The sequence below is a fragment of the Frateuria hangzhouensis genome, from assembly GCF_026410505.1.
Taxonomy (GTDB): Bacteria; Pseudomonadota; Gammaproteobacteria; order Xanthomonadales; family Rhodanobacteraceae; genus Frateuria_A; species Frateuria_A hangzhouensis.
In genome coordinates this window covers 317,657-343,719 of record NZ_JAPMIU010000003.1, presented here as the reverse complement: position 1 = coordinate 343,719, position 26,063 = coordinate 317,657, and the positions used below count along the sequence as shown (strand labels likewise).

Here is a 26,063-nt window from a genome sequence, read left to right as displayed (position 1 = left end):
TCAGCCGGTCGCCTTCAGGGACGGCAGCAGTTGCCCGCCGTCGTCGGCCAGTCCGGCCAGGTCGAGCACCAGCGCCAGCCGGCCATCGCCGGTGACGGTGGCGCCGGCGATGCCGGGCACGCCCTCGAACAGCGGGCCCAGCGGCTTGGCCATGACGTCCTCGCGGCCGATCACCTGATGCACCAGGCAGCCCAGGCGCTGGTGGCCGATGTGCAGCACCACCACGTGGCGCGGCGGCGCGCCGACCACGCCGGCCCAGCCGGCCAGGTCGCCCAGCGGCAGCGCGCGGCCGCGATGGTTGGCGACCAGGCGGCCATCGAGCATGCGGTCCTGGCCGGCGGCCAGTTCGAACACCTCCTCCACGTTGGACAGCGGCAGGGCAAACAGGCGTGGGCCCACGCGCACCATCAGCACGCGCAGGATCGCCAGGGTCAGCGGCACGGTCAGTTGCAGTTCGCTGCCCTGGCCGAGCTTCGAGCGCACCTGCAGGGTGCCGCCCAGTTCCGCCACGCGGGTCTTGACCACGTCCATGCCGACGCCGCGGCCGGAGATGTCGGAGATCTGCGCGGCGGTGGAGAAACCCGGGCGGAAGATCAGCTCGTAGCACTCGTTCTCGCTCAGGCGGGCGGCCTGGGCTTCGTCGATGACACCCTTCTCGACCGCCTTGCGCTTGAGCACGTCGGGGTTCATGCCGTGGCCGTCGTCGGCCACCGCGATGACGATGCGCTCGCCACGCTGGCTGGCCGACAGGCGCACGGTGCCGCGGCGCGACTTGCCGGCGTCCAGACGTTGCTGCGGCGTTTCCAGGCCGTGGTCGAGCGCGTTGCGCAGCAGGTGGATCAGCGGATCGGCCAGTGCCTCGACCAGGCTGCGGTCGAGGTCGGTGCCCTCGCCTTCGGTGACCAGGTCCACTTCCTTGCCCAACTGGCGGGCCAGGTCGCGCACGATGCGCGGAAAGCGCTGGAACAGCCGACCGACCGGCTGCATGCGCATGGCCAGCACGGCGCCCTGCAGTTCGTCGGCGACGCGATCGAGCTCGCCGGCGGCCTGCGCCAGCGCTTCGTCGCCGCTTTTCTGCGCCAAGCTTTGCAGGCGGTTGCGCACCAGCACCAGTTCGCCGGCGCGATGCACCAGCGCATCGAGCCGACCGGTGTCCACGCGCACGCTGGTTTCCGGCGCGGGGGCACGGGCCGGCGCGGGCGCGGGCGCGGGTGCCGGTGCGGATATCGGTGGCGCGGGCGGCGCGGCGGGCGCGCTGCCCGGTGCGCCGCTCTTGCCGTGCAGGCTGTCGAGCAAGGCCTCGAACTCGTCCTCGCCGATGCCGTTGCCGGTCGGTGCGGCCGGCGCAGCGGGCGCGGCCACGGCATCCGGCACCGCGCCCTTGCCGTGCAGGTTGTCGAGCAAGGCCTCGAATTCGTCGTCGCCCATGGTGGTGGGCGCGGGCGCCGGAGCCGGCGCCACGGTGCCGGGAGCGGCATCGCCGTAGAGGCTGTCCAGCAGCGCCTCGAACTCGCTGTCGTCGATGCCGCCACCGGCGGGTACCGGGGCCGGTGCGGCCACGGGCGCGGGAGCGGGGACCGCGGCGGGGCCCGGCATCAGCCGCTGCAGCAGCGCCGGCGGCGGCATCGCCGAATCCGTGCCGCTGCGCAGCGCGTCCATCATGGCATTGAGCAGGTCCAGCGCTTCCAGCAGCGCGTCCATCTTCGCCGAGTCCAGCACCAGCGCGCCGCTGCGCGCGACGTTGAGCAGGTCTTCGGCGTGATGGCACAGCTGCACCATCGGCTCGATGGCCAGAAAGCCGGCGCCGCCCTTGACCGTGTGGAACGCGCGGAACACCGCATTCAACAGCTCGGCATCCTGCGGACTGGCTTCGAGTTCGACCAGCTGTTCGGACAGGCGCTCGACCAGCTCCCCGGCCTCGACCAGGAAGTCGTCGCGCAGCTCACTGTCCAGCGAGGGATCCATGCCCAACCCCGCCTAGAAACCGAATTCGCTGAGCAGGCGGTCCGCCTCGTCCTGACCGGAGATCTTCTCGGCCACCGGCGGCGGCTCGCGGCCGGACAGCGCGCCGGTCAGGCACACCAGCTCCAGCAGCGAGGACTCCACCGACTCGATGAAGTTGACCACCTTCTTGATGCGCTGGCCGGACAGGTCCTGCCAGGACTGCGCCATGACCATGTCGTTGAGTCCGTCGCGGCAGTTGGCGGCGAAGCTGCCGGCCTGCCGCGCCAGTTCGGCGACCGGATCGCACGGCGCCGCGGAGGCGAGCACCTGCTCGGCGTTGCGCGCCAGCGCGTCGGCCTCGGGGGTCATGCGCTCGGCGAAATCGATGCTGCGGTGAGCCGCCTGCGCGCTCATTTCCAGCACGTCGTTCAGATGCTTGCGCACGTCGGCGACGCGGCCGGGCACGCCTTCCTGGGCCAGGTCGTTGCCGAGTCGGCTGACGGCGCCGTGCAGGTCGCGCGCGAGCAGGCCGAGCGCGCGGAACAGGTGCTGCTCGCGCTGGCGCACCAGCGCGTCGAGCGCCTGTTCGAAGGTGGCGCCGTCGGTGCTGTTGAGCAGATCCTTCAGCTCCGGCGGCATCGGGCTGTCGTTGAAGGTGGACGCGACGGCGCTCATGCGCTGGCTCCGGCCGCGGCGATGCGTTCGAAGATCTTGGTCAGCTTTTCCTTCAGCGTGGCGGCGTTGAACGGCTTGACGATGTAGCCGTTCACGCCGGCCTGCGCGGCGGCGATGATCTGGTCGCGGTTGTTCTCGGCGGTGACCATCAGCACCGGCATGCCCTTGAGCGAGGGCTCGGCGCGGATCGCGCGCAGCAGGTCGATGCCGGTCATGTTGGGCATGTTCCAGTCGGTGACCACCAGGTCGAACGGCTGCGCGCGCAGCATGGTGAGCGCGTTGTTGCCGTCATCCGCTTCCTGGATCAACGTGTTGGTGAAGCCCAGCTCCACCAACTGGTTCCTGACGATGCGCCGCATGGTGGAGAAATCGTCCACCACGAGGATTTTCATGTTCTTGTCCATGGGGCCTCTGGAGCTTGGGGATTCGGGATTCGGGATTCGGAAGGTCAGCGGGAAGCGGGGCGGCCGGGTGGCGAAGCGCGCCGGCCTTTGCCTTTGCGATGGCCCAGTCCGGGATCCGCATTTTCGCCGTCGCGCCAGTCGCCCAGCCGCGCGCGCAGGCGCACGACCGCCTGGCCGTGGATCTGGCAGACGCGCGATTCGGTCACGCCCAGCACGGCGCCGATTTCCTTCAGGTTCAATTCCTGCTCGTAGTACAGCGACATCACCAGTTGCTCGCGCTCGGGCAGGGTCGAGATGCCGTCGATCAGCGCCTGGCGCAGGCCGTCCTGTTCGATGCTCTCGGACGGGCCCAGGGTGGACTGGTCGGCCACGTCGAAGGCCGCCGCACCGTCGCCGTCGTCCGGCGCGGTCAGGCTGAGCAGGCGTGCGCTGGCGGCGTCGGCGAGGATCTGGTGATAATCCTCGGCGCTCACGCCCAGGCGCTTGATGACCTCGGCGTCCTCGGCGTCGGCGCCGGTCTCGATCTCGATCTGGCGTACCACCTCGGCCACCTCGCGCACCTTGCGGTGCACCGAGCGCGGGGTCCAGTCGGTCTTGCGCAGCTCGTCCAGCATGGCGCCGCGGATGCGGATGCCGGCGTAGGTCTCGAAGCTGGCGGCGCGGTCGGTGGCGTAGTGCCGCGCAGCCTCCAGCAGCCCGATCATGCCGGACTGGATCAGGTCGCCCACGTCCACGCTGGGCGGCAGCCGGCCCATCAGGTGATAGGCAATACGACGCACCAGTGGCGCGTGCTGGCGCACCAACTCGTCTGCACTTTGTCTTTGCAGTTGCAGATATTCCGATGCCACGCTCATCTCACCACCCCGCTGCCGTAACGGTCTGGCCGCCGAAGAAGGCGATCCGGTCCAGGCCCGTGCGTGCGGGTTCTTCCCATGTATCGACCGCACTGGCCAATTGCTTGAATGCCTGCGACGACCGCGCCGCCGGCCACAGGTCCACCACCGCGTTCTGGCGGCGGATCGCCTGCCGCAGGCGCTCGTCCTGCGGCACCATTCCGAAGAAATCGAGCACCACGTCGAGGAAGCGGTCGCAGACCTTGGCCAGCTTCAGGTGCAGCGCGCGGGCCTCGCCGGCGTTGCGCACCTGATTGGCGACCATGCGGAAGCGGCGCACGCCGAAATCGCGCGAGAGCACCTTGACCAGCGCGTAGGCGTCAGTGAGGGAGGCCGGCTCATCGCAGACCACCAGCACCACGTCGTCGGCCGCCGCGGCGAACATGGCCACGTTGTCCGAGAGCCCGGCGGCGGTGTCGACCAGCAGGTAGTCCGGTGGCCGGGGGAGTTCATCGAACGCGCGGATCACCGCCGCGTGCTCGCCGTTGCCCAGCTGCGCCAGGCGGCGCGCGCCGGAACCGCCGGGAATCACCTTCAGCCCGTGCGGAGCGTCCAGCAGCAGTTCCTCCAGCGTGGCCGAGCCGTCGAGCAGGTGGCCCAGGTGGCGCGAAGGCGCCAGGCCGAGCAGCACGTCGACGTTGGCCAGGCCCATGTCGGCATCCAGCAGCATCACCTCGCGGCCGGCCATCGCCAGACTCATCCCCAGGTTGACCGCCACGGTGGTCTTGCCGACGCCACCCTTGCCGCCGGCCACCGCGATCGCGCGGCAGCGGCGGCGCGGCGCGCCGAGGTGGGCCGCCTGGTGCGGCCGGTGCGGTGCGGGCGGAGCGTCGCTGCGCTCGCCCGTGATCGCGTTGAACATATCTTTCAAGCCCCACGCCTGGTTCATTGCAAGGATTCCGCTCATGCCTGGGCCACCATCGCGCCGAAGCGCTCGGCCAGCAGCACCTCGTCCGCCACCGGCGCGCTGCCCTTGAGGGCCTGCGCGGCACGGCACACCAGCAGCCGCGCATCGGCGGCGGCGATGTCCTCGGGCACGCGCTGGCCGTCGGTGGTGTAGTCCAGCGCCAGCCGGTGGCGGATCAGCACCGACAGCGCGCCGCCGAGGCTGGGCGCCTCATCGAGTTTGGTGAGGATGGCCGCGTGCGGCTTCAGCGGCAGGTAGGCGCGCACGGCGTCTTCCAGCGATTGCGCCTGCGCGTTGGCGGCCAGCACCAGGCAGGCGCGCAGGTCGCCGGCATCGCCCAGCACATCCAGTTGTTCCTTCAGCCGCGGGTCGTTGCCCGCCAGGCCGGCGGTGTCGACCAGCACGGTGTGGCAGCCCTTCAACAGCTCCAGCACCTGGCGCAGGCTCTGCGCGTCGTAGGCCGGGTACACGCGCACGCCGAGCAGCCGCGCGTAGTGCTCCAACTGCGCGGCGGCGCCAATGCGGTAATGGTCTGTGCTGACCAGCGCGACCTGCGAGGCGCCATGGCGCACCACCGCGCGGGCGGCGAGTTTTGCCAGCGTGGTGGTCTTGCCGACGCCGGTCGGGCCGACCAGCGCGGTGACGCCGCCTTCGTCCGAACGACCGCGGCCACTGACCGCCAGGCCGCGGCTCAACATGCCCAGCGGCAGGTAGCGCGCCTGCTCGGCGGTCATCTGCGCGGGCAGTTGGTCGGCCAGCGCGCGGGCGACGTCGGCGTCGATGCCCAGCCGGGTCAGCTCGCGCAGCACGCGGGCGTGCAGCGGCTGGCGGCGTTCCATGTCGTTCCAGGCCAGGCTGGAGAGCTGCATTTCCAGCATCTCGCGCAGGCTGGACAGTTCGGCGCGCATGCGCACGGTGTCCTGCGCGGCGCGTTCGATCAGCGGGTGGACGGGCGTCGGTTCGTCGACTTGAGGTGCGGGTGCGGCGGCGTCGGCGGTGACGTCCAGAGCATCGCCCACAAGTGGGCTCCTACGAAGAGCGGGCTGCCGGGGGCTCCTCTCTTCCGGCGCAGCCGGGGGGGAGGCCTTTGGCGTGTGCTCTATCGGCGTCGAACGATTGGCAGGCGTCAGCGTTTCGACGCGCACCTCGCGCAGCGGCGGGGGCGGCGGTGGCGGTGCGCTCGATCCGGCGGCTTGCACCGGCAACGGCGGCATCGCCGCCGGCGCGGGCGCCGCGCCGTGGCGCGCGGCCTCGCGCACCAGCGCCTCGTCGTAATCCACCGCGGCAATAATCTCGATGCCTTCGTCCACGCGGCGCGTCGACAGGATCACCGCATCGGGCCCCTGTTCCTCGCGCACCTCGCGCATCGCCTGGCGCATGTCCGGCGCCACGAAACGTTTGATTTTCACTTGTGGCTCCACACAGTCATCGATAGTCCCCGAACTTCAGGGGCGTCATTCCCGCGAAAGCGGGAAGCCACTTTGATCTTGCTCAACTGCAAGGTGGATTCCCGCTTTTGCGGAAATGACGCCAGCGTGGGGGTTGCTCGACCCTGTTTCATTGCTCGTCCTCGACCTACCGACCCAGCGCCTGCACCAGCCGCACCCGGCGGTTGTCAGGAACCTCGTTGTAGGCCAGTACGTGCAGGTTCTGTGCCACGTGGCGGGTGAAGCGCGCGAGCCACGGACGAAGCTGCGGCGGCACCAGCAGCACGGCCGGCTCCCCGCCCATTTCCTGGCGGCGCGCGGCGTCGGCGACGCTTTGCTGCAGGCGGTCGGCCAGGCCCGGCTCCACTGCCGCGCCGGCGACGCCGCCACCGGAGAGCGAATTCATCAGGATCTGCTCCAGCTCCGGTGCCAGCGTGATGACCGGCACCTCGGTGCCCAGTCCGGTGATCTCCTGCACGATCTGCCGGCCCAGCGCCACGCGCACGGCGGCGGTGAGCATGCCGGGATCCTGACTCTGCCCTGCGTTCTCCGCCAAGGATTCGACGATGCTCCGCATGTTGCGGATCGGCACCCGCTCGGCCAGCAGGTTCTGCAGCACCTTGACTACCACGCCCAGCGACAGCCGCTTGGGCACCAGGTCCTCGACCAGCTTGGGCGCCGTCTGCGCCAGGCGGTCGAGCAACTGCTGCACGTCCTGGTGGCTGATCAGCTCGTGCGCGTGGCTCTGCAGGATGTGCGACAGGTGCGTGGCCACCACGGTGGCCGGGTCGACCACGGTGTAGCCCAGGCTCTGCGCCATCTCGCGCTGGCCCTGTTCGATCCACACCGCTTCCAGGCCGAACGCCGGATCCTGCGTCTGGATGCCCTGCAGCGGCCCGTGCACACGGCCGGGGTTGATCGCCATCAGGCGCTCGTTGTGCACCTCGGCCTCGCCCATCGGCACGCCCATCAGCGTGATGCGGTAGGTGTTGGGGCCCAGGTCCAGGTTGTCGCGGATGTGCACCGCCGGCACCAGGAAGCCGAACTCCTGCGACAGCTTGCGGCGTACCGACTTGATCCGGCCCATCAGCTCGCCGCCCTGGTGGGTGTCCACCAGCGGGATCAGCCGGTAGCCCACTTCCAGGCCCAGCGGATCGACGCTGGCGACGTCGTCCCAACCGAGCTCCATGCGTTCGGGCGGTACCGCGGGCGCCGCGGAGGGCTCGGCCACCGCTTCGGCGAGCTTCTCGCGGGTTTCGCGCTCGCGCTTGATCATCAGGTAGGCCGCGCCGCCACAGCAGCCGCCCAGCAGCAGGAACGCCATGTTCGGCATGCCCGGGATGATGCCCATCACCCCCAGCACCGCGCCGGCCACCGCCAGCGCGCGCGGCTGGCCGAACACCTGGCCGATCACCTGCTTGCCCATGTCCTGCGACTTGGACACGCGGGTGACGATCACCGCCGTGGCGATCGACAGCATCAGCGCCGGCACCTGCGCAACCAGGCCGTCGCCGATGGTCAGCAGGGTGTAGGTGCGGGCCGATTCGCCGGCCGGCAGGCCGTGCTGGAACATGCCGACGAAGAAGCCGCCGATGACGTTGATGAACAGGATCAGGATGCCGGCGGTGGCATCGCCACGGACGAACTTGGAGGCACCGTCCATCGAGCCGTAGAAGTCCGCCTCCTCGCGCACTTCCTGGCGGCGCTCGCGCGCCTGCTCCTGGGTCAGCAGGCCGGCGTTGAGATCGGCGTCGATCGCCATCTGCTTGCCGGGCATCGCGTCCAGGGTGAAGCGGGCGGTCACTTCCGAGACGCGGGTGGCGCCCTTGGTAACCACCACGAAGTTGATGATGGTGAGGATGGCGAACACCACGAAGCCGACCGCGAAGTTGCCACCGATGACGAACTCGCCGAACGCCTCGATCACCTTGCCGGCGGCGCCGGGGCCGTCGTGGCCGTGCAGCAGCACCACGCGGGTCGAGGCGATGTTCAGGGCGAGACGTAAAAGCGTCGCCATCAGCACGACCGTCGGAAAAGCGGCGAATTCCAGTGGCCGCATGACGTAGATCACCGCCAACAAAATGACGAGCGACAGCGCGATGTTGAAGCTGAACAACATGTCCAGCAGGAACGGCGGCATCGGCAGCATGACCATCGCCAGCATGGCCAGCATGACCACCGGCGCGCCGACGCCGCGGCGCCCGAGCTGCTTGAGACTTTCCAGTGCGCCTGCGGCGGCCATGCATCGTTCCTTTTTAAAGCTTGTAAGGGCCCATCAGGTCCGCATCGACCTCGGGCTGCGGCGCCGGCGGCGGCTCGTCGCCGCGTGCCGTCGCCTGCTTCAACTGGTAGACGTAGGCCAGCACCTGCGCGACCGCCACGTACAGCGAGACCGGGATTTCCCGGCCCAGCGAGGTGGTTGCATACAAGGCGCGTGCCAGCGGCGGCGCTTCGACCGTGGGGATGCGGTGGCCGCTCGCCACCAGGCGGATCTGCTGGGCCAGCATGTCCACGCCCTTGGCGATCACGCGCGGTGCGCCGGCGCCGCTTTCGTCGTACTTGAGCGCCACGGCGAAGTGGGTCGGGTTGGTGACGATCACGTCCGCCTTGGGCAGCTCTTCCATCATCCGGCGACGCGACATCTCGAACTGCACCTGGCGGATGCGGCCCTTGAGTTCGGGGTTGCCCTCGGTCTCCTTGGCCTCGTCCTTCAGTTCCTGGCGGGTCATGCGCAGGCGCTTGGCGTGGTCGAACTTCTGGTAGAGGGCATCGGCGCCGCCGATGATCGCCAGCAACGCCCCGAACAGCAGCGCCGCACGTCCCAGTATCGACATCGCGCGCGCCACGCCGAGGGCCACGTCGGCGCGACCGAGCGCCTGCAGCTCGTCCGCCGACGCCCTCAGCAGCAGCGCCAGCGCGGAGCCGATGAACAACAGCTTGAGGAACGCCTTGCCCAGTTCGACCAGCCCGCGCATGGCGAAGATGCGGCCCAGGCCCTTGATCGGATCGAGCTTCTCGAATTTCGGTTGCAGCGCCTGCCCACTGAAGCTGATACCGCCCAGCAACATCGGGCCGGCGAAGGTCGCCAGCAGGGTCGCCAGCGCCACCGGCATGAACAGCATCAACGCTTCGTGCACCGCCATGCTCAGCACGCGCCCGGGCAAGGCGTCGGAGAACAACGCCTCGCGGCTGTAATCCAGCCCCAGGTGATAAATGGTGCGGGCGTGGCTCATCGCCCGCTCGCTGCCGGAAAGCAGTGCGGCCACGCCGGCCAGCACGACCAGCGCACCGGACAGATCGCGCGATCGCGGTATCTCGCCTTTCTCGCGCGCCTCTTTAAGGCGTTTTTCCGATGGTTGTTCGGTGCGTTCCTGGTCGTCGCCCTCCGCCATGGGACTAGCCTCCCACCAGCTCGTGCATCAGCGACCAGGCGCTGTCCTGCAGCGTCTCGAACGCGCCCGGCAGCGCGCGCAGGCCCAACCACACCGCGACCGAACCCAGGCACAGGGTGATCGGGAAGCCCACCGCGAACAGGTTCATCGACGGCGCCGCGCGGCTGATGGCGGCAAAGCCGATGTTCACCACCAGGAGCGCGGTGACCGCCGGCAGCGCCACGCGCACCGCGCCGGCGAACAGGTGCGCGCCGAACAGCACCACCGCGTGCAGGCCCTCGGCATCGATCGCCAGCGGACCGGGCGGCAATGTCTGGAAACTGTCGGCGAGCAACTGGATCAGCCGCAGATGCCCATTCAGCGCCAGGAACAGCAGTGTCACCAGCACCATGTAGAACTGGCTGAGCACCGGTGTGCTGCCGCCACCGCCGGGATTGACCACCTCCGCGAAGCCCAGGCTCATGCCCTGCCCCACCAGCTCGCCGCCGAACGCCACGGCCTCGAACACCAGCTTCAGCACGAAGCCGACCGAGGCACCGACCAGGATCTGGCTGACCATCGTCGCCACACCCGCGGCACTCAGTGGATCGACCGCGGCCGGTGCGAGCGGTGCCAGTACCAGCGTCAGCACCACCACCAGGCCCACGCGGATGCGCGCCGGCACCACCGAAGCGCCCAGCACCGGCGCGATCAGGCATAGCCCACCGACCCGGCCCAGCGCCCACAGCAGGCTGCCAAACCAGGTTTCCAGTTGGGCCAGGTCGACCGTGGTCACGCCCATGGCTTCAGGGGCCCGTTACTTGACCGCACCGGGCAAGCCTTCGATCAGTTGCCGCGTGAACTGCACCAGCGTGCGCAGCATCCACGGCCCGGTGATCAGCGCCACCACCGCCATCGCGATCAGCTTGGGGATGAACGAGAGAGTCATCTCGTTGATCTGCGTGGCCGCCTGGATCACGCCGATCAGCAGGCCCACGGCCAGCGCGGTGAGCAGCAGCGGGGCGGCGACGAGCATCGCCACGTAGAGCGCGTGCTGGCCGAAGGCGATGACGGATTCAGGAGTCATGGGAAAGCTCGAACGAAGCGCGCACCCGGCTCCCTCTCCCCGGAGGAGAAAGGGAGCAAGAGCGGGCCCGCTCATGTGTAGAAGCTTCCGGCCAGCGTCCCGATCAACAACGTCCACCCGTCCACCAGCACGAACAGCATGATCTTGAACGGCAGCGAGATGATCATCGGCGAGACCATCATCATGCCCATCGACATCAGCACGCTGGCCACTACCAGGTCGATGATCAGGAACGGGATGAACAGCAGGAAGCCCATCTGGAACGCGGTCTTGAGCTCGGAGGTGAGGAACGCCGGCATCGCCACGCGGAACGGCACGGCGTCCTTGCTGGCGTAGGGCTTCTCCTTGGCCAGCTGGGTGAACAGCTGCAGGTCGGCGTCGCGCGTCTGGTCGAGCATGAAGCGCTTGAACGGCGCACTGGCCGCGGGCAGCGCCTGTTCGGCGGTCATCTGGCCGTCCATGTACGGCTTGACGCCATCGCTGTAGGCCTTGTTGAACACCGGCCCCATCACGAACAACGTGAGGAACAGCGCCAGCCCCAGCAACACCTGGTTGGGCGGCGTCGACTGCGTGCCCAGCGCCTGGCGCAGGAAACCCAGCACGATGATGATCCGCGTGAACGAGGTCATCATCAGCAAGATCGCCGGCAGCAGCGTAAGCACCGTCATCAGTGCCAGCAGCTGCAGCGACAGCGTCCAGTTCTTCGCCCCGCCGGGCGCGTCGTGCACGGTCAGCACGGGGATGCCGCCTGCGCCGGGGCTGGCCGGGCTGGCCGGCATCGACATGGCGGGCGCCGCCGGCGCGGGGGCCGTTTGCGGGGCGGCGAGGGCGAACAACGGCAGCAGCATCAACACCAGCGCGAGCAGCCAGCGCGCGCCGTGGAACGAAAACAATTTCACGACTTGCCTTTCCAGCGCGACAGCAGTTGCGCGAAGTTGGGAGCGGCCGGCAGCGGTGCCGGCGGGTTGGCGTCGACCGGAGCCTCGCCCTCGTACACGTGCAGGGTGCGCAACCCGCCCTGCCCCACGCCGACCAGCAGGCGCTTGCCGTCGGCGTCGATCAGCAACACGCGCTCACGCGCGCCGACCGACATCGACTCCACGCACCGGAGGCGCCGCCCGCCCGGCAGGCTGCGCGCCTGCAGGCGACGGCTCATCCAGCCGGCCACGAAGATCAACGCGATCACCGCGGCCAGGCTGAGCAGCACGCGCAGCAGTTCGCCGCCGACGTTGATGTCGGCCGCAGGCGCCGGCGTGGCAAGGATCAAGGCGAGCATCGGGATCAACGCAACTTGCGCACGCGCTCGGCCGGGCTGACCACGTCGGTCAGGCGGATGCCGAACTTCTCGTTGATCACCACCACTTCGCCGTGGGCGACCAGGGTGCCGTTGACGAACACGTCCAGCGGTTCACCGGCGGCGCGGTCCAGCTCCACCACCGAACCCTGGTTCAACTGCAGCAGGTTGCGGATGCTCAGGCGCGTGCGGCCGACCTCCATGGACAGGGTCACCGGCACGTCCAGGATCATGTCCAGGTTGACGTCGCCACCCTCGATGGCAAAGCCGTTCAGGGTGTCGGGTTCGATGCGGTCGGCGACCGCGGCGTCGTTGGCAGTCATGCGCTTTTCTTCTCTGTGAACTCGCCGGGCGCGCGCATCTCGCGGCGACCGACATGGGCCTGGAACTGGATTGCGGTATGGCCGTTGGCCTGGCCGTAGCGGCCACGGAACACCGGCACGTCTTCGGCGAAAACGGTGCAAAGCTCGGGCAGCGTCACCGGAATCACGTCGCCGGGCCGCAGGCCCAGGAAGTCGCCGATGGACAACTGGGTTTCGATCAACAGCGAGCTCAGCTCCACGTCGGCGTCCAGCACTTCCTCGTGCAGGAGCTCGGTGAAGCGGTCGTCGCGATCGGCCAGGTCGCTTTGCACGCCGGCGTCGAGCAGCGTGCGGATCGGCTCGACCATGGCGTACGGCAAGGTCAGGTGGATCTCGCCGCCGCCGCCGTCGAGCTCGACGTGGAAGCGCGACACCACCACCGTCTCGGTCGGGCTGACGATGTTCGCGAACTGCGGATTGATCTCGGAGTTGATGTATTCGAACTCCAGCGGCAACAGCGGATTCCACGCCTCGGTCATGGCGCCGAACAGTTCGGTCAGCATGATCTGGATGACGCGGTTCTCGGTCGCGGTGAAATCGCGGCCCTCGATGCGTGCGTGGAAGCGACCGTCGCCGCCGAAGAAGTTGTCGATCACGGTGAACACCAGCCGCGGCTCGAAAACCGCCAGCGCGGTGCCGCGCAGCGGCTTGATCTTCACCAGGTTGAGGTTGCTCGGCACGGCCAGGCCGTGCACGTACTCGGCGAACTTGACCATCTTCACGCCGAGTACCGACACCTCGCAGCTCTTGCGCAGCACGTTGAACACGCCGAGCCGGAAGAACCGCGCGAAGCGGTCGTTGACCATCTCCAGCGTGGGCAGACGGCCGCGCACGATGCGGTCCTGCTGGGTGAAGTCGTAGGACTGCACCGCACCGGTGGGCAGCGGCTCGTCCTCGCCGGTGGCGACGGCACCGCCTTCGACGCCGTCCAGCAGCGCGTCGATTTCATCCTGGGAAAGCAGATCGCTCATGGGCGTGCACGCCTTACTGCATCACGAAACTGGTGAAGTACACCGCGTCCACGCCGGGCTTGCCGGTGCGCGCCGCGACGATCTTGCGCACGGCCTCGAGTGCCTGCGCCTGCAGCTTCTGCTTGCCGTTGGGGTCGGTCAGCATGGCGTAATCCTGGCGGCTGAACAGCATCACCAGCGCGTTGCGCACGACCGGGTCGACGCTCTTGACCGTATCCAGCGCGGCCTGCTCGTGCGACATCAGGGTCACCCCGATCTGCAGGTAGCGCATCGAGGCGTCGTCGCGGAAATTGACCACGAAGGCCGGGTCCAGCGGCAGGAAGAATTCCGGCTCGGCCTTGGCCGGCGCGGCCTCGTCGCCATCCTTGCCGGCGGCCGTCGTGGCCGTGTCGTGCCCGCGCAGCGCGTACAGCGTATAGGCGCACACGCCCGACACCGCCAGCAGCGCCACCACCAGGCCGATCACCAACGGCGAGCGGCCTTTCTTCGCCGGCGCCACCGCTTCCTGTTCCGTACTTGCCATGCCTTGATCCCGATCCGGTTGTCGTGTCGTGGCGCGTGGGCCACGTTCGCAGGACCTTTCTGCAATCCGCGTGCCATGGTGGAGGGGCGCGTCATGGCGCGGTTTGCGGGGGGCGTGGCGCTTTCTTGACGCGTGGCGGGGAACGGGTGCGTCGCGATCACGACGGGTGTCTGAAAGCCGGCGCGGTGCTGGGGCTGTTCGCTCCGCCCGAACCCTCACCCGCCTGTCGGCACCCTCTCCGGAGGGAGAGGGATTCGCGCGGGAGCGCTGCGGCAGGCGTTTCGACTTCCGCGCGGTGCGCCTTCGCTCCGTTCGCCCTGAGCGTAGGCCACAGGCCGAAGTCGAAGGGTTGCCTCAGGCGAACGTATCGAGGATGCCCAGAGCCGCTACCGGGGTGCTTGCCAGCACGCCCTGATCCGGCTCGATCTCGCCGATGGCTCCGGACGCCTGGCCATCCCGTCCACCGTCACCATGCTGCTGACGCTGCCCCACGTCCGCCTGGCCCAGCGCCAGGCCGTGCTGCGCCAGCAACGCGTCGAGTTGCGGCAAGGTCTGCTGCACGACATGGACGGCCGCCGGATGCTGCACGGCGAAGTTCACGTCGACGCGGTCGTGGTGGACGCTGACTTTCACGTCGAGGGTGCCCAGGTCTTCCGGATGCAATCGGATGCGCGCCTGTTTCACGTCCTGCTGGCCGAGCCAGGCGACGTGTTCGCCCAGCTCCTGGGCGAAGGCCGGGGTGCCGGCGGGGCTGGCGACGTTGAGCTGGTGTGCCGGCAGCGTGGCGCCGCCGGTGTTCTGCGCGGGCGGAGGCGTGTTGGCGATGCCGGCCAACTGCGTGGGATCCAGCAGCGCGTCTTTCTGCTCCGCAGGTTTGCCCAGCATCGGCGCGAGCGCGTTGGCGTCCAGGCCGATCGGTGACTTGCCGATCGATGCGGCGGCGGCGGTGTTGGCCAGCAGCACCAGCGCGGCGGGCGCGTTGGCGTTGGCACCGGCGGCAGCACCGACAGTCTTGGCGCCCGCCGGGGCCGCCGTACCGCCCTGGGCCAGCGGCTTGGCCGGCGCGGCCTGGCCGATCAGCGCGAGCATGGCGGCGGCCAGCGCGGCCGCGTCCGGGCTGCCCTCGTTCTTCGCCGGAGTTTCGGCGGGTCGACCGTGGCTGGCGCTGGCGGTCGACGAATCTTTCGCCGCCGGGTCGCGTGCGTCGTCTTCGTGTGCGGGTTTGTCCTGCGCCTGCCCGTGTTGCTGGCGCGCGGCGTCCAGATGGCGGTCGAAGCGGCTGTCGTCGTTGGCCGAGGCCGGGCCGGCGGCGGGCCGCGCGGGCGGGGGAGCCGGCTGGACCGGGTTCACGGCGGCGGTGGGCGCGCTCATGGGCACTTCCTCAGGTTGCGTCAGGATCCGGAGCCAGCAAGCTTCGCGCCAAGCGGCCTCATGGCTGCCGCGCCGGCCGGCGATGCTGCATGCGCTCGTCGATGTCGTTCTGCTCGCGGCGCTCCTCGGTCTTGCGATCCTGCTCGCGGTACCTGTCGATCACGTTGTCCAGCGCGGCTTCGCGGGCATGCGCGTCGCGCCAGAGCCCGCGTGCCTGGTCGAGCAGGCGGTGCTGGCGCTCGATCTCCAGCCCCTGCTGTTCGATCGCCCGATCGATGCGCTCGACGAACTGCTGACGGTTCATCAGCGCGGTGGCCGTCAAACCGCCGACGCCGGACGGCGCAGCGTATTCCTGGCGGTAGCCGCGCAGTTCGGCGAGCTGGCGTTCGGCCCTGGCCAGCCGCTGCTGCTGCTCGGCAAGCTTGAGCACGGCGTCTTCGCTGCGCTGTTTGGCCTGGTCGGCAGCCGGCTGCAGGCGGTCGGCACGCTTGCTCACTGGGCGACCTCGGCGGCAAGGGCGTTCAAGGCGGCGATGCCGTCGGCGAGCGTCATCGGCTCGTCCACTTCCTGCTGCAGGAACGCGCGCAGCTTCGGCCACATCACGATGGCTTGGTCGACCTGCGGGTCGGAGCCCTTCTGGTAGGCGCCCACCGCGATCAGGTCGCGCTGCTGGCGGTAGGACGAATAGACCTGGCGGAAGCGCTGCGCGGCGCGCTGGTGCTCGCGAGCGGTCACCGCCGGCATCACGCGGCTGATCGACGCCTCGATGTCGATCGCCGGGTAGTGGCCGGCCTCGGCCAGGTCGCGGGAAAGCACGATGTGACCGTCCAGGATCGCGCGCGCGGCGTCGGCGATCGGGTCGTGGCGGTAGTCGTCGCCCTCGGTGAGGACGGTATAAAAGGCGGTGATCGAGCCGACGCCCTCGGCGTCGTTGCCGGCGCGTTCGACCAGCGCAGGCAGCATCGCGAACACGGACGGCGGATAGCCCTTGGTCGCCGGCGGCTCGCCGATCGCCAGCGCGATTTCGCGCTGGGCCTGGGCGTAGCGGGTAAGCGAGTCCATCAGCAGCAGCACGCGCTGGCCGCGGTCGCGGAACCATTCGGCGATGGCGGTGGCGTACTGAGCGCCGCGCAGGCGCTTGAGCGGCGGCGCGTCGGCCGGCGCGGCGACGATCACCGCGCGGCGGCGGCCTTCCTCGCCCAGCGTGTGCTCGACGAACTCCTTCACCTCGCGGCCGCGCTCGCCGATCAGGCCCACCACCACCACGTCGGCGTCGGTGTACTTGGTCATCATGCCCAACAGCGTGGATTTGCCCACGCCGGAGCCGGCGAACAGGCCCAGTCGCTGGCCGCGGCCGACGGTGAGCAGCGCGTTGATCGCGCGCACGCCGGTGTCCAGCGGGGTGTCGATGGGCTTGCGCGCCATCGGGTTGATCGGTTCGGCCTTGAGCGAGGCGTGCTCGTCGCTGTCCAGTGGGCCGAGGCTGTCCAGCGGCACGCCGTCGGCCCCGATCACGCGGCCGAGCAGGCGCTCGCCCACCGGCAGGCCGCCGGCGTGGGCCAGCGGGCGCACGCGGGCGTTGGGCAGCACGCCGTGCATGTCGCCGACCGGCATCAACAGCAGGCGTTCGTCGGCGAAGCCGACCACTTCGGTGTCGAGCTGGCTGCCGTCGGCGGTGTCGACCAGACAACGCGCGCCGAGCGCGGCTTCGCAACCTTCGGCCTCAAGCGTGAGGCCGACGACGCGGCGCAGGCGACCTTCGGCGGTGAGCGTGCGGGTGGCCTCGGCGCGTTGGCGGCGGCGGGCGAGCTGATCGGGCCAGGCGGCGCGGGTCATGCGAACACCAAACCGTGCGGCGTCGCGGCTTTGCAGGCAAGGCCAAAGGCCTCCCCCTCTCCCCAACCCTCTCCTCCGGCGTGGCCGGGGGAGAGGGAGCTGATCGCGCGCACCCGCTCCCTCCCCTGCTTGCAGGGGAGGGTTGGGGAGGGGTTACCCACGCTGCGGCGAGGGTGGGTTACCCCCTCCCAGCCTCCCCCTGCACGCAGGGGGAGGAGCAGAGCCGGGCGGGGCTGGCGGTTCACGGCAGCAACTCGTCGCCGAGGACGGCGTCGATCAGCGTGGCCAGGCGGGTTTCCACGCGGGCATCCAGCCGCGAGCGCTCGCTCTCGAGCAGGCAATCCCCGCGCCTGAGCTCGGGATCGGCCAGCAGTTGCCAGTGCGGTTCGGTGGCATCGAGCTCGCGCAACAGCGCAACGTCGTCCGGGTGCAGCCGCACACGCAGTTCACGGGTGGCGGCGGGCAGTGCGGCGGCGGCCTGGCGCACCGCGTCGACGATGAGTTCCGGGCGGGTGGCCAGTTCGCGGGCGATCACGCGGCGGGCGATTGCCAACGCCAGTTGCGCGAGCTCCTTCTCGACGGCCGCGTCGAGCGCGGCAAGCGGGCGGGCCGCCTGCGTGCAGATCGATTCCAGCCGCGCCACGCGCTCGCGCCCCTGCGCCTGCGCTTCGGCCAGGCCTTGGGCCTGGCCGGCGGCGTAGCCTTCTTCATGCGCCTGGCGTTCGAGCGCTTCCAGGTCGCTGACGGTGGGATGCACAGGCGCCTCGACTGGCGCGGGCGCGGCGACCTCGCCCATCTGCGGCGGCTCCCAGCGCTGGTAGCCGGCAACGGCGTCGCGGTTCAGCACGGCACTCATCAGACCAGGTCATCCGAACCGCCGAGGTTGATCTGGCCGGCGTCGGCCAGACGGCGGGCGATGCCGAGGATCTCCTTCTGCGCGGCATCCACCTCGGACACGCGCACGGGACCGGCTACTTCCAGGTCGTCGCGCAGCATGTCGGCCGCGCGCTTGGACATGTTGGCGAACATCTTCTCGCGGATGCTCGGTTCGGCGCCCTTGAGCGCCACGATCAGGCGCGGCGAAGGCACTTCGCGCAGCAGCGCCTGCATCGAGCGGTCGTCCAGCTCGACCAGGTCGTCGAAGACGAACATCAGGTCCTCGATCTTGCTGCCCAGGCCCGGGTCGTGGCTGCGGATGGCGGCCATCAGCTCGGCCTCGCGGGTGGACTCCATCGCGTTGAGGATGTCGGCCGCGGCCTTCAGGCCGCCGACGCTGGCGGACTTGAGCTTGTTGGTATTGCCGGAGAACTGGCGCTCCATGATCTCGTCCAGCTCGTTGAGCGCGTGCGGCTGCACGCCATCGAGCGTGGCGATGCGCATGATCGCGTCCGAGCGCGAGCGCGCCGGCAGGTAGCCGAGCACTTCGGCGGCCTGGTCGTGCTCCAGGTGCGCCAGCACCAGCGCGATGATCTGCGGGTGTTCCTGGCCGACCATTTCGGCGATGGCGCGCCCTTCCATCCACTTGAGCGATTCGAGGCCCTTGCTGGAGCGGCCCAGCAGGATGCGGTCGATCAGGCTGCCGGCCTTGGTTTCGCCCAGCGCATTGGTGAGGATCTTGCGGATGTAGTCCTCGGTGCCGACGCCGAGCGCGGTCTGCGAGCCCATGTCCTCGTGCAGCCGGGTAAGCACCTGGTCGACCTGCTCGCGCGAGACGGAGGTGAGCACGGCCATGGCCTGGCCGACCGCCTGCACGTCGCGCGCGGACAGGTGCTTGAGCACTTCGGCGGCATCCTGCTCGCCCAGCGTGAGCAGCAGGATGGCGGCGCGCTGGGCGCCGGTGATCTTGGGTTCCTGTTTCATCGACGCTTAGCCGCCATCCTCACCGACCCAGTTCCTGACCACCTGGGCAACCTGCCTGGGGTCGTCGCTGACCATGCGACGGGCCAGGCCGACCTTCTGCTCGTAACCGATCACCTGGGCCGGTCCGCCCAGTCGATCGCGCTCGTCCTCGTCGTCATCGGCCACGCGCACGGAAACCGTAGGCACGTGGCCAACAGCGGCCAGTGCCGGCTCCGGTGCCCCGCGCAGCAGGCCCTTGAGCAGCGGACGCAGCAGGCCGAAGGCGACGATCAGCGCGATCAGCACGCCAAGGGCCTGCTTGATCAGGTCCAGTGCACCCGGGCGCTGCCATAGCGGCACCTGCTCGGGCGCATCGCCGGCCGGGGCAAGATGGAACGCCTGGTTGATCACGCTCACGCTGTCGCCGCGGGCGGCATCGAAGCCGACCGCGTTTTTCGCCAGCTCGGTGAGGTGGGTCAGTTCCTCGGCGGTGAAGGGCACGCTGGTCGGTCCCTTGGGACCGGTCCCGCTCTTGTTGTCGACCACCACCGCCACGGTCAGCCGCGCCAGCCGTCCGGCCGGGTCGCTGGTGTGGCTGATGGTGCGGTCCAGTTCGTAGTTGCGGGTGGCGCTGGAGGAGCTGTCGCCACTGTCGGCCTGCGCGGTGGCGGCCGTCGGCGCGGCCTTGCCGCCTGCGTCCGGATTGGCCGCGGTCGGCTGCGCCGCCATCACCGGCGGTTGGTTGCTGAGCGCGCCCGGCACGCCGCCCTCGGCCGCGCTGCCACTGCCGCGGTGCTCGCTGTTGGTCTGCTCGCTGCGCAGCGCGGGGTGTTCGTGGTCGAAGGTTTCGGTGGCTTTTTCGGTCTGGCTGAAATCGAGGTCCGCGAACACCTGCGCATGCACCTTGCCCGGCCCGACCAGCGGCGTGAGCAGTTGTTCGATGCGCTGCGCGTAGGTGTTTTCCATCCGCGTGGCCAGGCGCAGACGGCTGTCGCCCACGGCGGTGGCGCTGTCGGGGTCGGTGCCGGTGAGCAACCGGCCCTGCTGGTCGATCACCGATACCTGCTTGGCATCCAGGTCCGGCACCGAAGCGGCGACCAGGTGCACGATCGCGGCCACCTGGCTGGCATCGAGCTGTCGCCCCGGATAGAGCGTGACCAGCACCGAGGCGCTGCCCTGGCGGCTGTCGCGGATGAATGCCGACGGCTTGGCCATCGCCAGGTGCACGCGCGCGGCACGCACGCCCTGCAGGCTGCCGATGGTGTTGCCCAGGTCGGTCTCGAGCAGTTGCTGGTAGCGCGTGCGCTCGGCCAGGTCGCTCATGCCGAAGGGCGAATCGGCCTGCGGCAGGGTGTTGGTGGCGGTGCCCTGCGGCAACCCTTGCCCGGCCAGGCGCAGGCGCACGGCGGCGAGGTCCGAGGCGGGCACCATGATCGAGCTGCCGTCGGCGCCGAGCTTGTAGGCCGTGTTGGTCGACTGCAGCGCCTGCGTGATCGCCGAGGCGTCCTGCTGGCCCAGGCCCGCGTAGAGCAGGCCCCAGTTGGGGCCGCGCGACCACAGCACGACCGCCACGCCGAGGGCGACGGCCGCGGCCATGCCGACCAGCAGCAGCAACTGGCGCGTGGCGGGGCTGCGCGCGAGCTGCTTGAGGTCGTAGCGGTTGGCGGGGCTGTCGTTGCTGGTGGCGATGGCGTTGTCAGCCATGGGGGACGATCATCCGGAAAGCTAAGGGAAGGAACAGAAGCGCCGGCGGTCAGACCGGCATGTTCATGATTTCCTTGTACGCATCGACCAGCTTGTTGCGCACCTCGGTCATCGTGCGCAGCGACAGGTCGGCCTTCTGGATCGCCACCATGGTGCGGCCCAAATCCGCGCCCGGATCGCCGCGCTCGAAGCTCGCCGCCATCGCACCGGCCTGCTGCTGGGTCTGCCCCACGCTGGCGATCGACTCCTTCAGCAGCGAGCCGAAATCCGCCTTCGCCGCCGGCGCCGCCTTGAACGCGGTTTCCGCCGGGCGCACCTGCGCGGAAAGCTGGCGCATCTGGGAAAGCAGATTGTTGACGTCGATGGTGCTCATGTCGGATTTCCGGCGCGTAGCGGGTTTCGGGGATAGGAGCTGCACGAGGTGTGCCAGCGCGCCCACGTGGCGCGAAACCTGTAGGAGCCCGCTTGCGGGCGGTGCCCTTCGATGCGTGTCGAAGAGCATCGCCCGCAAGCGGACTCCTACAGTCGCGGGCGGTAATCAGGCGGCCAGGCTGTTCTGCAGGCCGTACTTGCGCAGCTTTTCCACCAGCGTGGTGCGCTGCATGTGCAGCAGCTTGGCGGCATGGGCGACGACGCCGCCGGTGACATCGAGAGCCTGGCGGATCAGGCCCACTTCGATGTCGGCCAGATGATCCTTCAGGTCCAGCCCGCCCTCGGGCAGCAGGGTCGCGTCATTCACCGCCGCCTCGGCGGAGGCTGCGGCGGGAGCCGCTTCCATCAGTGCCAGCAGCGAGGCGCCCTGCACTTCCTCCACGGCCTGGCGGCCGCGGTACTTCTCGGGCAGGTCGGCCGCGCGGATCTCGCCGTGTGGATAGAGGATGGCCAGCCGCTCGACCAGGTTGCACAGCTCGCGCACGTTGCCCGGCCAGGCGTACTGGTGCAGCGCGTTGAGCGCGCCGTTGGAGAAACGCACTGCGGACAGGCCGCGACGGGCCAGGCGCTGGTTGAACTCGCCGATCAGCACCGGCAGGTCGTCCAGGTGCTCGCGCAGCGCGGGCATCTCCAGCGGGAACACCGAGAGACGGTAGAACAGGTCTTCGCGGAACTGGCCGTTGGCGATCGCCTGCTCCAGGTTGCGGTGGGTGGCGGCGATGATGCGCACGTCGCAGCGCTGGGTCTTGTTGCCGCCGACGCGCTCGAACATGCGCTCCTGCAGCACGCGCAGCAGCTTGACCTGCATCGGCAGGCTCATGTCGCCGATCTCGTCGAGGAACAGCGTGCCGCCCTCGGCCATCTCGAAACGGCCCTTGCGCGTGCTGATCGCGCCAGTGAAGGCGCCCTTCTCATGACCGAAGAGCTCGCTTTCCAGCAGCTCGGCAGGAATCGCGCCGCAGTTGATCGCCACGAACGGCTTGTCGCGGCGCGGCGAGCACTCGTGGATGGTGCGGGCGACCATTTCCTTGCCGGTGCCGGACTCGCCCAGCACCAGCACGGACGAATCGAACGGCGCGACCTGGCGGATCAGCGCGTTGACGCGGCGCATCGGCGCCGATTCGCCGACGAATCGCAGGTCGCCACGACGGCCACCGAGCAGGCGCGCGTACAGGCTGCGCATGACCTCGGCCAGCTGCTCGTAGCGCAGCGGGAATTCGAGCCGGCCCACGCGCGCGGCGAACGGCGAGCTGGCGGCGCACAGGCGGGCGGCCCACTCCGAGTCGCTGGCCAGCAGCACCGGCACGTGGCTGGCGGCGTCGCCGAGCAGCGCGAACTGGCGCTCGGCTTCGGCGGTGTCGCCGATGGTGCCGACGTAGACGGCGCGCCAGGCATGGGTCGATTCGTCCGTTGCGGCGCAGTCCCCGCCGCGCTGCGGGTGGTAACCGAGGAAATGCAGCGCGGACACGATGGACTCGGCCCGCGCCTCGTCCGACTCGATCACCAGGAAATCGACCTTGCTCATTTAAAGTGCCTCCGCTTGCCGCTTGAACGACGAACCGCCGACCGTCCTGCAGTGTTCGTACTTCTTCGTGCCGGCTTTCCGTCACCGGGTTCGCGGAAGGGGGAGCAAGAAGAAGGCCAGCGCAGGAGCCGGTCCGGGCTGTCCGCGGACGCGCGAGTGGCCGCAATGCGTCACATGTGAAGGCTTCGTCGAGAAAATGTTACGTGAAATGCTGCAACGGCGACGGTTTGCCGGCGCCAGGCGATCGACGGCGGGTGACCTTGCGTGACACGTGGCGTCTGCTTGCCGTCAAACGGACGACGCGCGGCCTCGCAGAAGTGTGAAGTACTTCACGCGACTTTGACGGACTACTTCACGGGGCGTCGACGAAGGCTCAGCCGCCGGCCTGCCGCGCACCTGCCACTTTGCGTCGGTGGTGACGAAAGACGAACCTTTCGAGTGACGCAGCGACGCCATCGCCCAGCGCCTCGAAAGCGACGAAGATGCGTCCGTCATCGAACCGGCGCTCGATGCGCGCGGGCAACTCCAGCGGCATGCCCGGGCAGGCGTCGAAACGCAGGCGCAGCAGTAGCGCCTCGCCCGCCGGCGCCAGCGCGGCCGGCAACACCGCGCCGATCGCGTTGAACCGCAGCGACTGGCGCGGCGGCAACGCATCAGCCGGCAGCGCCATGCGGTTGATCATGTCGATCAGCGCATTCAGCTTGGCGTCCAGCCGCTGCAGCTCCTGCATCACCGGGCTGTCGTCGTCGGCGTTGTCGGCGCGGCGCTCCTCCAGCGCGGCGACGGAAGCGAGCGCGGCGGCATTGTGTTCGGCAAGGCGCTGGGTGAGCGCCTCGGGAAACGGCCAGGCGAGCGCCTGGCTGTCGGCGGGCCAGCTGTCCTCGCAGGCCAGCCGCTGCTCGAACTCGTTCCAGGTGTTTGCGGACATGACGCTTCTCCGACGCATGGCTTCATCGGGGTGAGTGTATGCAAGCGCCGGGCCTCACGGTTTGTCCTTGGAAAAGGTCGGGGCTTCGCCTGGAACTCTTCGCCAGCCTTGACCCCTCACCCCAGCCCTCTCCCCGGAGGGGAGAGGGAGCAGTGCGAGGAACAGCGGTGGTATCGGACTTGCCGGACGCGCCTTGGTCCCTCTTTCCTCCGGGAGAGGATTGGGGCGAGGGGCCGGGGCTCGCGGGGAACGCTTTGGAAAGGGCCTTGCCTTTCGCCCCGACGACGAGAAGCTCGACTGGCTTCGCCTGGAACTTCCCGCAAGCCTTGGCCCCTCACCCCAACCCTCTCCCCGCAGCGGAGAGGGGGCGGTGCTTCGCCCGAAATTCGCGCGAGCCTTGGCCCTGAGCGACCAGACCGGCAGCGGCGCCCTCAGGCGCCGTAAGCTGCGATGGCGCGGGCGCGGTCGTGGCCGGCCTGCCACTGGTCGCCGGCCTGGTCGCGGGCCTGGCTGATCAATGCGTACAGTTCGCGGTCGAGCGCCAGCAGCTCGCCGAGCTGGCGCACGCTGGCTTCGTCGTGGGCTACCGGCCGGATCACCAGCGGGTGGCGTTCGGCTTCCAGCGCGATCAACTGGTCCCAATCGCCGGCGCGGGCGGCCTCGAGCATGGCGCGGGTCAGGGCCATGGCCAGGGCGAGCGGGAGTTCGGTGCTCATGCGGCGGCACCGGCGGGGCGGCGGGCCTCCAGCGGGATCTGCACCCAGCTGGCGCGGACCTTCTGCAGCAGCGTGCTGACTTCGTCCAGCGCGGACACGTCGTTGCGCAGGTTGGCGTGCAGCAGGCGCCGGGCCATGTAGTCGTAGAGCGCGTCCAGCTGGCCGACCAGCGGCGTCTCGACCTTGGGGTCGAGCGCGTCGCGCAGGCCGCCGATGATTTCGATGCAACGGCCGATCAATTCGCCCTTGGGCGCGATCTCGCCGCGCTGCATGTGGCCGCGCGCGGTGACCAGGCGCTCCAGCGCGCCGTCCATGAGCAGGGTGATCAGGCCGTGCGGGTCGGCCGACTCCACGCCGCCGTGCGAGCGGACCTGCTGGTAGGCGCTGGCGCCCTGTCCGAATGCCATGGTGGGATTCCTCTTCTTACTTGTTCTTGTTCGCCGCCATCAGGGCGTCGAACTGCTGGGTGAGGTAGCTGCTGGTGCTGTTGAGCTTGGCCATCAGCGTGTCCAGCGCGGTGAACTGGGCCTGGTAGCGCGCCGTGAGGTCGGCCATGCGGGTGTCGAGCACCTGCTGCTGGTCGGACAGGTCCTTGAGTTTTTCGCTGAGGCTCTCGGTACGGTTGGCAATGACGCCGCTGTCGCCCATCCACTGGTCCAGCTGATTGGTGAACCTGGCGCTGAAGCCGTTCTCGCCGCCGAACAGATTGGCCACCTTGGCGCCGCCGTCGGACATCGCCTTCTTCAGCTTGTCGCTGTCGAGCTCGAGGGTGCCGTCCACCTGCAGCGATATGCCGATGGACGCCAGCGTGGATCCGTTGGCGGCGCTGCTGACGATGTTGGCCAGCTTGCTGCTGATGCTGTTGAGGGTGGAGTCGCCGATCATCGCGCCGGCTGTGCCGGTGGTCTGGTCGTAGCGCGTGAGCCCTTTGTAGATGCCCACGAAGCTGTTGTACGTGTTGACCAGGTTGGTCAGTGCGGAGGTCGCCTTGGAATCGTCGTCGGCCACGGTCACCTTGCTGCTGCCCTCCTTGACGAGGTTCAGCGTCAGGCCGTCGATGGCGCCGCTTACGGTGTTGCTGGCGCTGTGGCCGGCCAGCCCGTCGATGGTGTATTGGGCGTCCTGCGCCTCGGTGATCACGCTCAGCGCGTTGCCGCTGCTGGCGGCCGGGTCATAGCTGAGTGCGGCCAGGCCACCGTCGCCGCCGCTGCTGCTGACCGTGAATCCGTTGGCCGCGCCGGTGCGCGTGCCGCTCAGGACCAGGTGCGCGCCGTCGGTGCCGGTGACGATGGTGGCGGCAATGCCGGGGTTGTCGGGCGATTTGTTGATCGCGTCGCGGATCGCCGCCAGCGAATTGTTGTCCTCGCCCAGCTCCAGGCTCATCGACTGGCCGTCGACCGACAGCGTGAGCGTGCCGGTGCCCACGGCAGTGTTGGCCGTCTCGAATGCACCGGAGGACGCCTTGAGCGAGCTGGCCAGCTGGGTGACCTCGATCGCGTAGTTGCCGCTGACCGGGCCGCCGGCGGTGCCGCTGGCGGAGAGCACGTCCGTCTCGCTGCTGCTGATCGTGCGCGCGCTGAAGGCGCTGCCGTCGCTCAGCGGCGCCATGGCCGACTGCAAGGCCGAAAGGGCCGCGCTGATCTGGCCCAGACCGGACAGTTCGGTATTGGTCGCGGTTGCCAGATTGGTGATCTGGTCTTGCTGGGGTTTCTTCTTGGCCTCGACCAGCGTGGTGACCAGCTTGTCGACGTCGATGCCGGAACCCACGCCCATGGAAGTCAGCAAGCCCGTCGTCGGTGCGGTGGAACCTACGGTGAGTGCCATGAGCCTTGGTTTCCTTGAATAGGGGGAGCG

General features: G+C 69.3%; 27 protein-coding genes. All 27 read right to left on the bottom strand.

Features of this window, described 5'->3' with window-relative positions; all coding sequences use genetic code 11:
- Positions 1-1,965 (bottom strand): chemotaxis protein CheA, encoded by a 1,965-nt coding sequence (locus OSC30_RS05245; RefSeq protein ID WP_267170775.1) that lies wholly within the window; start codon positions 1,963-1,965, stop codon positions 1-3.
- 12 nt (positions 1,966-1,977) lie between these two features.
- A complete protein-coding gene (locus OSC30_RS05240) occupies positions 1,978-2,619 on the bottom strand; it encodes a protein phosphatase CheZ (RefSeq protein ID WP_267170774.1) in 642 nt (213 codons plus the stop codon).
- Positions 2,616-3,023: a chemotaxis response regulator CheY gene (locus OSC30_RS05235; RefSeq protein ID WP_267170773.1), complete on the bottom strand. Its 408-nt coding sequence runs from the start codon at positions 3,021-3,023 to the stop codon at positions 2,616-2,618. Before OSC30_RS05235 ends, OSC30_RS05240 begins: the two co-directional genes overlap by 4 nt.
- Positions 3,024-3,067: 44 nt before the next feature.
- A complete protein-coding gene (locus tag OSC30_RS05230; protein WP_267170772.1) occupies positions 3,068-3,877 on the bottom strand; it encodes an RNA polymerase sigma factor FliA in 810 nt (269 codons plus the stop codon).
- Position 3,878: 1 nt separating this feature from the next.
- The gene (locus tag OSC30_RS05225; RefSeq protein ID WP_425474731.1) at positions 3,879-4,823 is read right to left on the bottom strand and encodes a MinD/ParA family protein; all 945 of its coding nucleotides are present in this window, start codon (positions 4,821-4,823) and stop codon (positions 3,879-3,881) included.
- Positions 4,820-6,232, bottom strand: coding sequence for a flagellar biosynthesis GTPase FlhF (gene flhF, locus OSC30_RS05220; protein ID WP_267170771.1), 1,413 nt, complete (start codon positions 6,230-6,232; stop codon positions 4,820-4,822). Before flhF ends, OSC30_RS05225 begins: the two co-directional genes overlap by 4 nt.
- Positions 6,233-6,398: 166 nt before the next feature.
- Positions 6,399-8,492, bottom strand: coding sequence for a flagellar biosynthesis protein FlhA (gene flhA / locus OSC30_RS05215; protein ID WP_267170770.1), 2,094 nt, complete (start codon positions 8,490-8,492; stop codon positions 6,399-6,401).
- Positions 8,493-8,505: 13 nt separating this feature from the next.
- Positions 8,506-9,642 (bottom strand): flagellar biosynthesis protein FlhB, encoded by a 1,137-nt coding sequence (flhB, locus tag OSC30_RS05210; RefSeq protein ID WP_267170769.1) that lies wholly within the window; start codon positions 9,640-9,642, stop codon positions 8,506-8,508.
- Positions 9,643-9,646: 4 nt separating this feature from the next.
- Positions 9,647-10,423 carry a flagellar biosynthetic protein FliR gene (fliR, locus tag OSC30_RS05205; protein WP_267170768.1) on the bottom strand — a complete coding sequence of 259 codons (777 nt, stop codon included), beginning with the start codon at positions 10,421-10,423 and terminating at the stop codon, positions 9,647-9,649.
- A 15-nt stretch (positions 10,424-10,438) separates the two neighbouring features.
- Positions 10,439-10,708, bottom strand: coding sequence for a flagellar biosynthesis protein FliQ (fliQ, locus tag OSC30_RS05200; protein ID WP_267170767.1), 270 nt, complete (start codon positions 10,706-10,708; stop codon positions 10,439-10,441).
- 71 nt (positions 10,709-10,779) lie between these two features.
- Positions 10,780-11,556, bottom strand: a complete 777-nt coding sequence (fliP, locus tag OSC30_RS05195) for a flagellar type III secretion system pore protein FliP (protein WP_267170808.1) — start codon at positions 11,554-11,556, stop codon at positions 10,780-10,782.
- 47 nt (positions 11,557-11,603) lie between these two features.
- Positions 11,604-11,984 carry a flagellar biosynthetic protein FliO gene (gene fliO / locus OSC30_RS05190; protein WP_267170766.1) on the bottom strand — a complete coding sequence of 127 codons (381 nt, stop codon included), beginning with the start codon at positions 11,982-11,984 and terminating at the stop codon, positions 11,604-11,606.
- 5 nt (positions 11,985-11,989) lie between these two features.
- A complete protein-coding gene (gene fliN / locus OSC30_RS05185) occupies positions 11,990-12,325 on the bottom strand; it encodes a flagellar motor switch protein FliN (RefSeq protein WP_267170765.1) in 336 nt (111 codons plus the stop codon).
- Positions 12,322-13,335, bottom strand: a complete 1,014-nt coding sequence (gene fliM, locus OSC30_RS05180) for a flagellar motor switch protein FliM (RefSeq protein ID WP_267170764.1) — start codon at positions 13,333-13,335, stop codon at positions 12,322-12,324. Before fliM ends, fliN begins: the two co-directional genes overlap by 4 nt.
- Before the next feature lie 13 nt (positions 13,336-13,348).
- On the bottom strand, positions 13,349-13,858 hold the full coding sequence (locus OSC30_RS05175) for a flagellar basal body-associated FliL family protein (RefSeq protein WP_267170763.1): 510 nt from the start codon (positions 13,856-13,858) through the stop codon (positions 13,349-13,351).
- A 354-nt stretch (positions 13,859-14,212) separates the two neighbouring features.
- The gene (locus OSC30_RS05170) at positions 14,213-15,229 is read right to left on the bottom strand and encodes a flagellar hook-length control protein FliK (RefSeq protein ID WP_267170762.1); all 1,017 of its coding nucleotides are present in this window, start codon (positions 15,227-15,229) and stop codon (positions 14,213-14,215) included.
- Between the two features lie 58 nt (positions 15,230-15,287).
- Positions 15,288-15,725 carry a flagellar export protein FliJ gene (gene fliJ, locus OSC30_RS05165; RefSeq protein WP_267170761.1) on the bottom strand — a complete coding sequence of 146 codons (438 nt, stop codon included), beginning with the start codon at positions 15,723-15,725 and terminating at the stop codon, positions 15,288-15,290.
- On the bottom strand, positions 15,722-17,065 hold the full coding sequence (gene fliI, locus OSC30_RS05160) for a flagellar protein export ATPase FliI (RefSeq protein WP_267170760.1): 1,344 nt from the start codon (positions 17,063-17,065) through the stop codon (positions 15,722-15,724). The genes fliJ and fliI overlap by 4 nt, the downstream gene beginning before the upstream one ends.
- 241 nt (positions 17,066-17,306) lie before the next feature.
- The gene (locus OSC30_RS05155) at positions 17,307-17,921 is read right to left on the bottom strand and encodes a flagellar assembly protein FliH (protein ID WP_267170759.1); all 615 of its coding nucleotides are present in this window, start codon (positions 17,919-17,921) and stop codon (positions 17,307-17,309) included.
- On the bottom strand, positions 17,921-18,925 hold the full coding sequence (gene fliG / locus OSC30_RS05150; RefSeq protein WP_267170758.1) for a flagellar motor switch protein FliG: 1,005 nt from the start codon (positions 18,923-18,925) through the stop codon (positions 17,921-17,923). The genes OSC30_RS05155 and fliG overlap by 1 nt, the downstream gene beginning before the upstream one ends.
- A 6-nt stretch (positions 18,926-18,931) precedes the next feature.
- Entirely contained in the window at positions 18,932-20,608 is a 1,677-nt protein-coding gene (gene fliF / locus OSC30_RS05145; protein WP_267170757.1) for a flagellar basal-body MS-ring/collar protein FliF, read from the bottom strand.
- Positions 20,609-20,657: 49 nt separating this feature from the next.
- Complete coding sequence (gene fliE, locus OSC30_RS05140) at positions 20,658-20,981, bottom strand: flagellar hook-basal body complex protein FliE (RefSeq protein WP_267170756.1); 324 nt, start codon at positions 20,979-20,981, stop codon at positions 20,658-20,660.
- 165 nt (positions 20,982-21,146) lie between these two features.
- Positions 21,147-22,565, bottom strand: a complete 1,419-nt coding sequence (locus OSC30_RS05135) for a sigma-54 dependent transcriptional regulator (RefSeq protein WP_267170755.1) — start codon at positions 22,563-22,565, stop codon at positions 21,147-21,149.
- Between the two features lie 373 nt (positions 22,566-22,938).
- Entirely contained in the window at positions 22,939-23,493 is a 555-nt protein-coding gene (locus OSC30_RS05130) for a PilZ domain-containing protein (protein ID WP_267170754.1), read from the bottom strand.
- 431 nt (positions 23,494-23,924) lie between these two features.
- Positions 23,925-24,209 carry a flagellar protein FliT gene (locus tag OSC30_RS05125; protein WP_267170753.1) on the bottom strand — a complete coding sequence of 95 codons (285 nt, stop codon included), beginning with the start codon at positions 24,207-24,209 and terminating at the stop codon, positions 23,925-23,927.
- Entirely contained in the window at positions 24,206-24,616 is a 411-nt protein-coding gene (gene fliS / locus OSC30_RS05120) for a flagellar export chaperone FliS (RefSeq protein ID WP_267170752.1), read from the bottom strand. The genes OSC30_RS05125 and fliS overlap by 4 nt, the downstream gene beginning before the upstream one ends.
- A 16-nt stretch (positions 24,617-24,632) precedes the next feature.
- Positions 24,633-26,033, bottom strand: coding sequence for a flagellar filament capping protein FliD (gene fliD, locus OSC30_RS05115; RefSeq protein WP_267170751.1), 1,401 nt, complete (start codon positions 26,031-26,033; stop codon positions 24,633-24,635).
- Positions 26,034-26,063 lie beyond the last annotated feature (30 nt).

Coding starts and splice junctions, on each gene's coding strand:
- OSC30_RS05245 (WP_267170775.1), bottom strand. CDS start 1,965: ATGGATCCCTCGCTGGACAGTGAGCTGCGCGACGACTTCCTGGTCGAG.
- OSC30_RS05240 (WP_267170774.1), bottom strand. CDS start 2,619: ATGAGCGCCGTCGCGTCCACCTTCAACGACAGCCCGATGCCGCCGGAG.
- OSC30_RS05235 (WP_267170773.1), bottom strand. CDS start 3,023: ATGGACAAGAACATGAAAATCCTCGTGGTGGACGATTTCTCCACCATG.
- OSC30_RS05230 (WP_267170772.1), bottom strand. CDS start 3,877: ATGAGCGTGGCATCGGAATATCTGCAACTGCAAAGACAAAGTGCAGAC.
- OSC30_RS05225 (WP_425474731.1), bottom strand. CDS start 4,823: ATGAGCGGAATCCTTGCAATGAACCAGGCGTGGGGCTTGAAAGATATG.
- flhA (WP_267170770.1), bottom strand. CDS start 8,492: ATGGCCGCCGCAGGCGCACTGGAAAGTCTCAAGCAGCTCGGGCGCCGC.
- flhB (WP_267170769.1), bottom strand. CDS start 9,642: ATGGCGGAGGGCGACGACCAGGAACGCACCGAACAACCATCGGAAAAA.
- fliR (WP_267170768.1), bottom strand. CDS start 10,423: ATGGGCGTGACCACGGTCGACCTGGCCCAACTGGAAACCTGGTTTGGC.
- fliQ (WP_267170767.1), bottom strand. CDS start 10,708: ATGACTCCTGAATCCGTCATCGCCTTCGGCCAGCACGCGCTCTACGTG.
- fliP (WP_267170808.1), bottom strand. CDS start 11,556: ATGCTGCTGCCGTTGTTCGCCCTCGCCGCCCCGCAAACGGCCCCCGCG.
- fliO (WP_267170766.1), bottom strand. CDS start 11,984: ATGCTCGCCTTGATCCTTGCCACGCCGGCGCCTGCGGCCGACATCAAC.
- fliN (WP_267170765.1), bottom strand. CDS start 12,325: ATGACTGCCAACGACGCCGCGGTCGCCGACCGCATCGAACCCGACACC.
- fliM (WP_267170764.1), bottom strand. CDS start 13,335: ATGAGCGATCTGCTTTCCCAGGATGAAATCGACGCGCTGCTGGACGGC.
- OSC30_RS05175 (WP_267170763.1), bottom strand. CDS start 13,858: ATGGCAAGTACGGAACAGGAAGCGGTGGCGCCGGCGAAGAAAGGCCGC.
- OSC30_RS05170 (WP_267170762.1), bottom strand. CDS start 15,229: ATGAGCGCGCCCACCGCCGCCGTGAACCCGGTCCAGCCGGCTCCCCCG.
- fliI (WP_267170760.1), bottom strand. CDS start 17,065: ATGACCCGCGCCGCCTGGCCCGATCAGCTCGCCCGCCGCCGCCAACGC.
- OSC30_RS05155 (WP_267170759.1), bottom strand. CDS start 17,921: ATGAGTGCCGTGCTGAACCGCGACGCCGTTGCCGGCTACCAGCGCTGG.
- fliG (WP_267170758.1), bottom strand. CDS start 18,925: ATGAAACAGGAACCCAAGATCACCGGCGCCCAGCGCGCCGCCATCCTG.
- fliF (WP_267170757.1), bottom strand. CDS start 20,608: ATGGCTGACAACGCCATCGCCACCAGCAACGACAGCCCCGCCAACCGC.
- fliE (WP_267170756.1), bottom strand. CDS start 20,981: ATGAGCACCATCGACGTCAACAATCTGCTTTCCCAGATGCGCCAGCTT.
- OSC30_RS05135 (WP_267170755.1), bottom strand. CDS start 22,565: ATGAGCAAGGTCGATTTCCTGGTGATCGAGTCGGACGAGGCGCGGGCC.
- OSC30_RS05130 (WP_267170754.1), bottom strand. CDS start 23,493: ATGTCCGCAAACACCTGGAACGAGTTCGAGCAGCGGCTGGCCTGCGAG.
- OSC30_RS05125 (WP_267170753.1), bottom strand. CDS start 24,209: ATGAGCACCGAACTCCCGCTCGCCCTGGCCATGGCCCTGACCCGCGCC.
- fliS (WP_267170752.1), bottom strand. CDS start 24,616: ATGGCATTCGGACAGGGCGCCAGCGCCTACCAGCAGGTCCGCTCGCAC.
- fliD (WP_267170751.1), bottom strand. CDS start 26,033: ATGGCACTCACCGTAGGTTCCACCGCACCGACGACGGGCTTGCTGACT.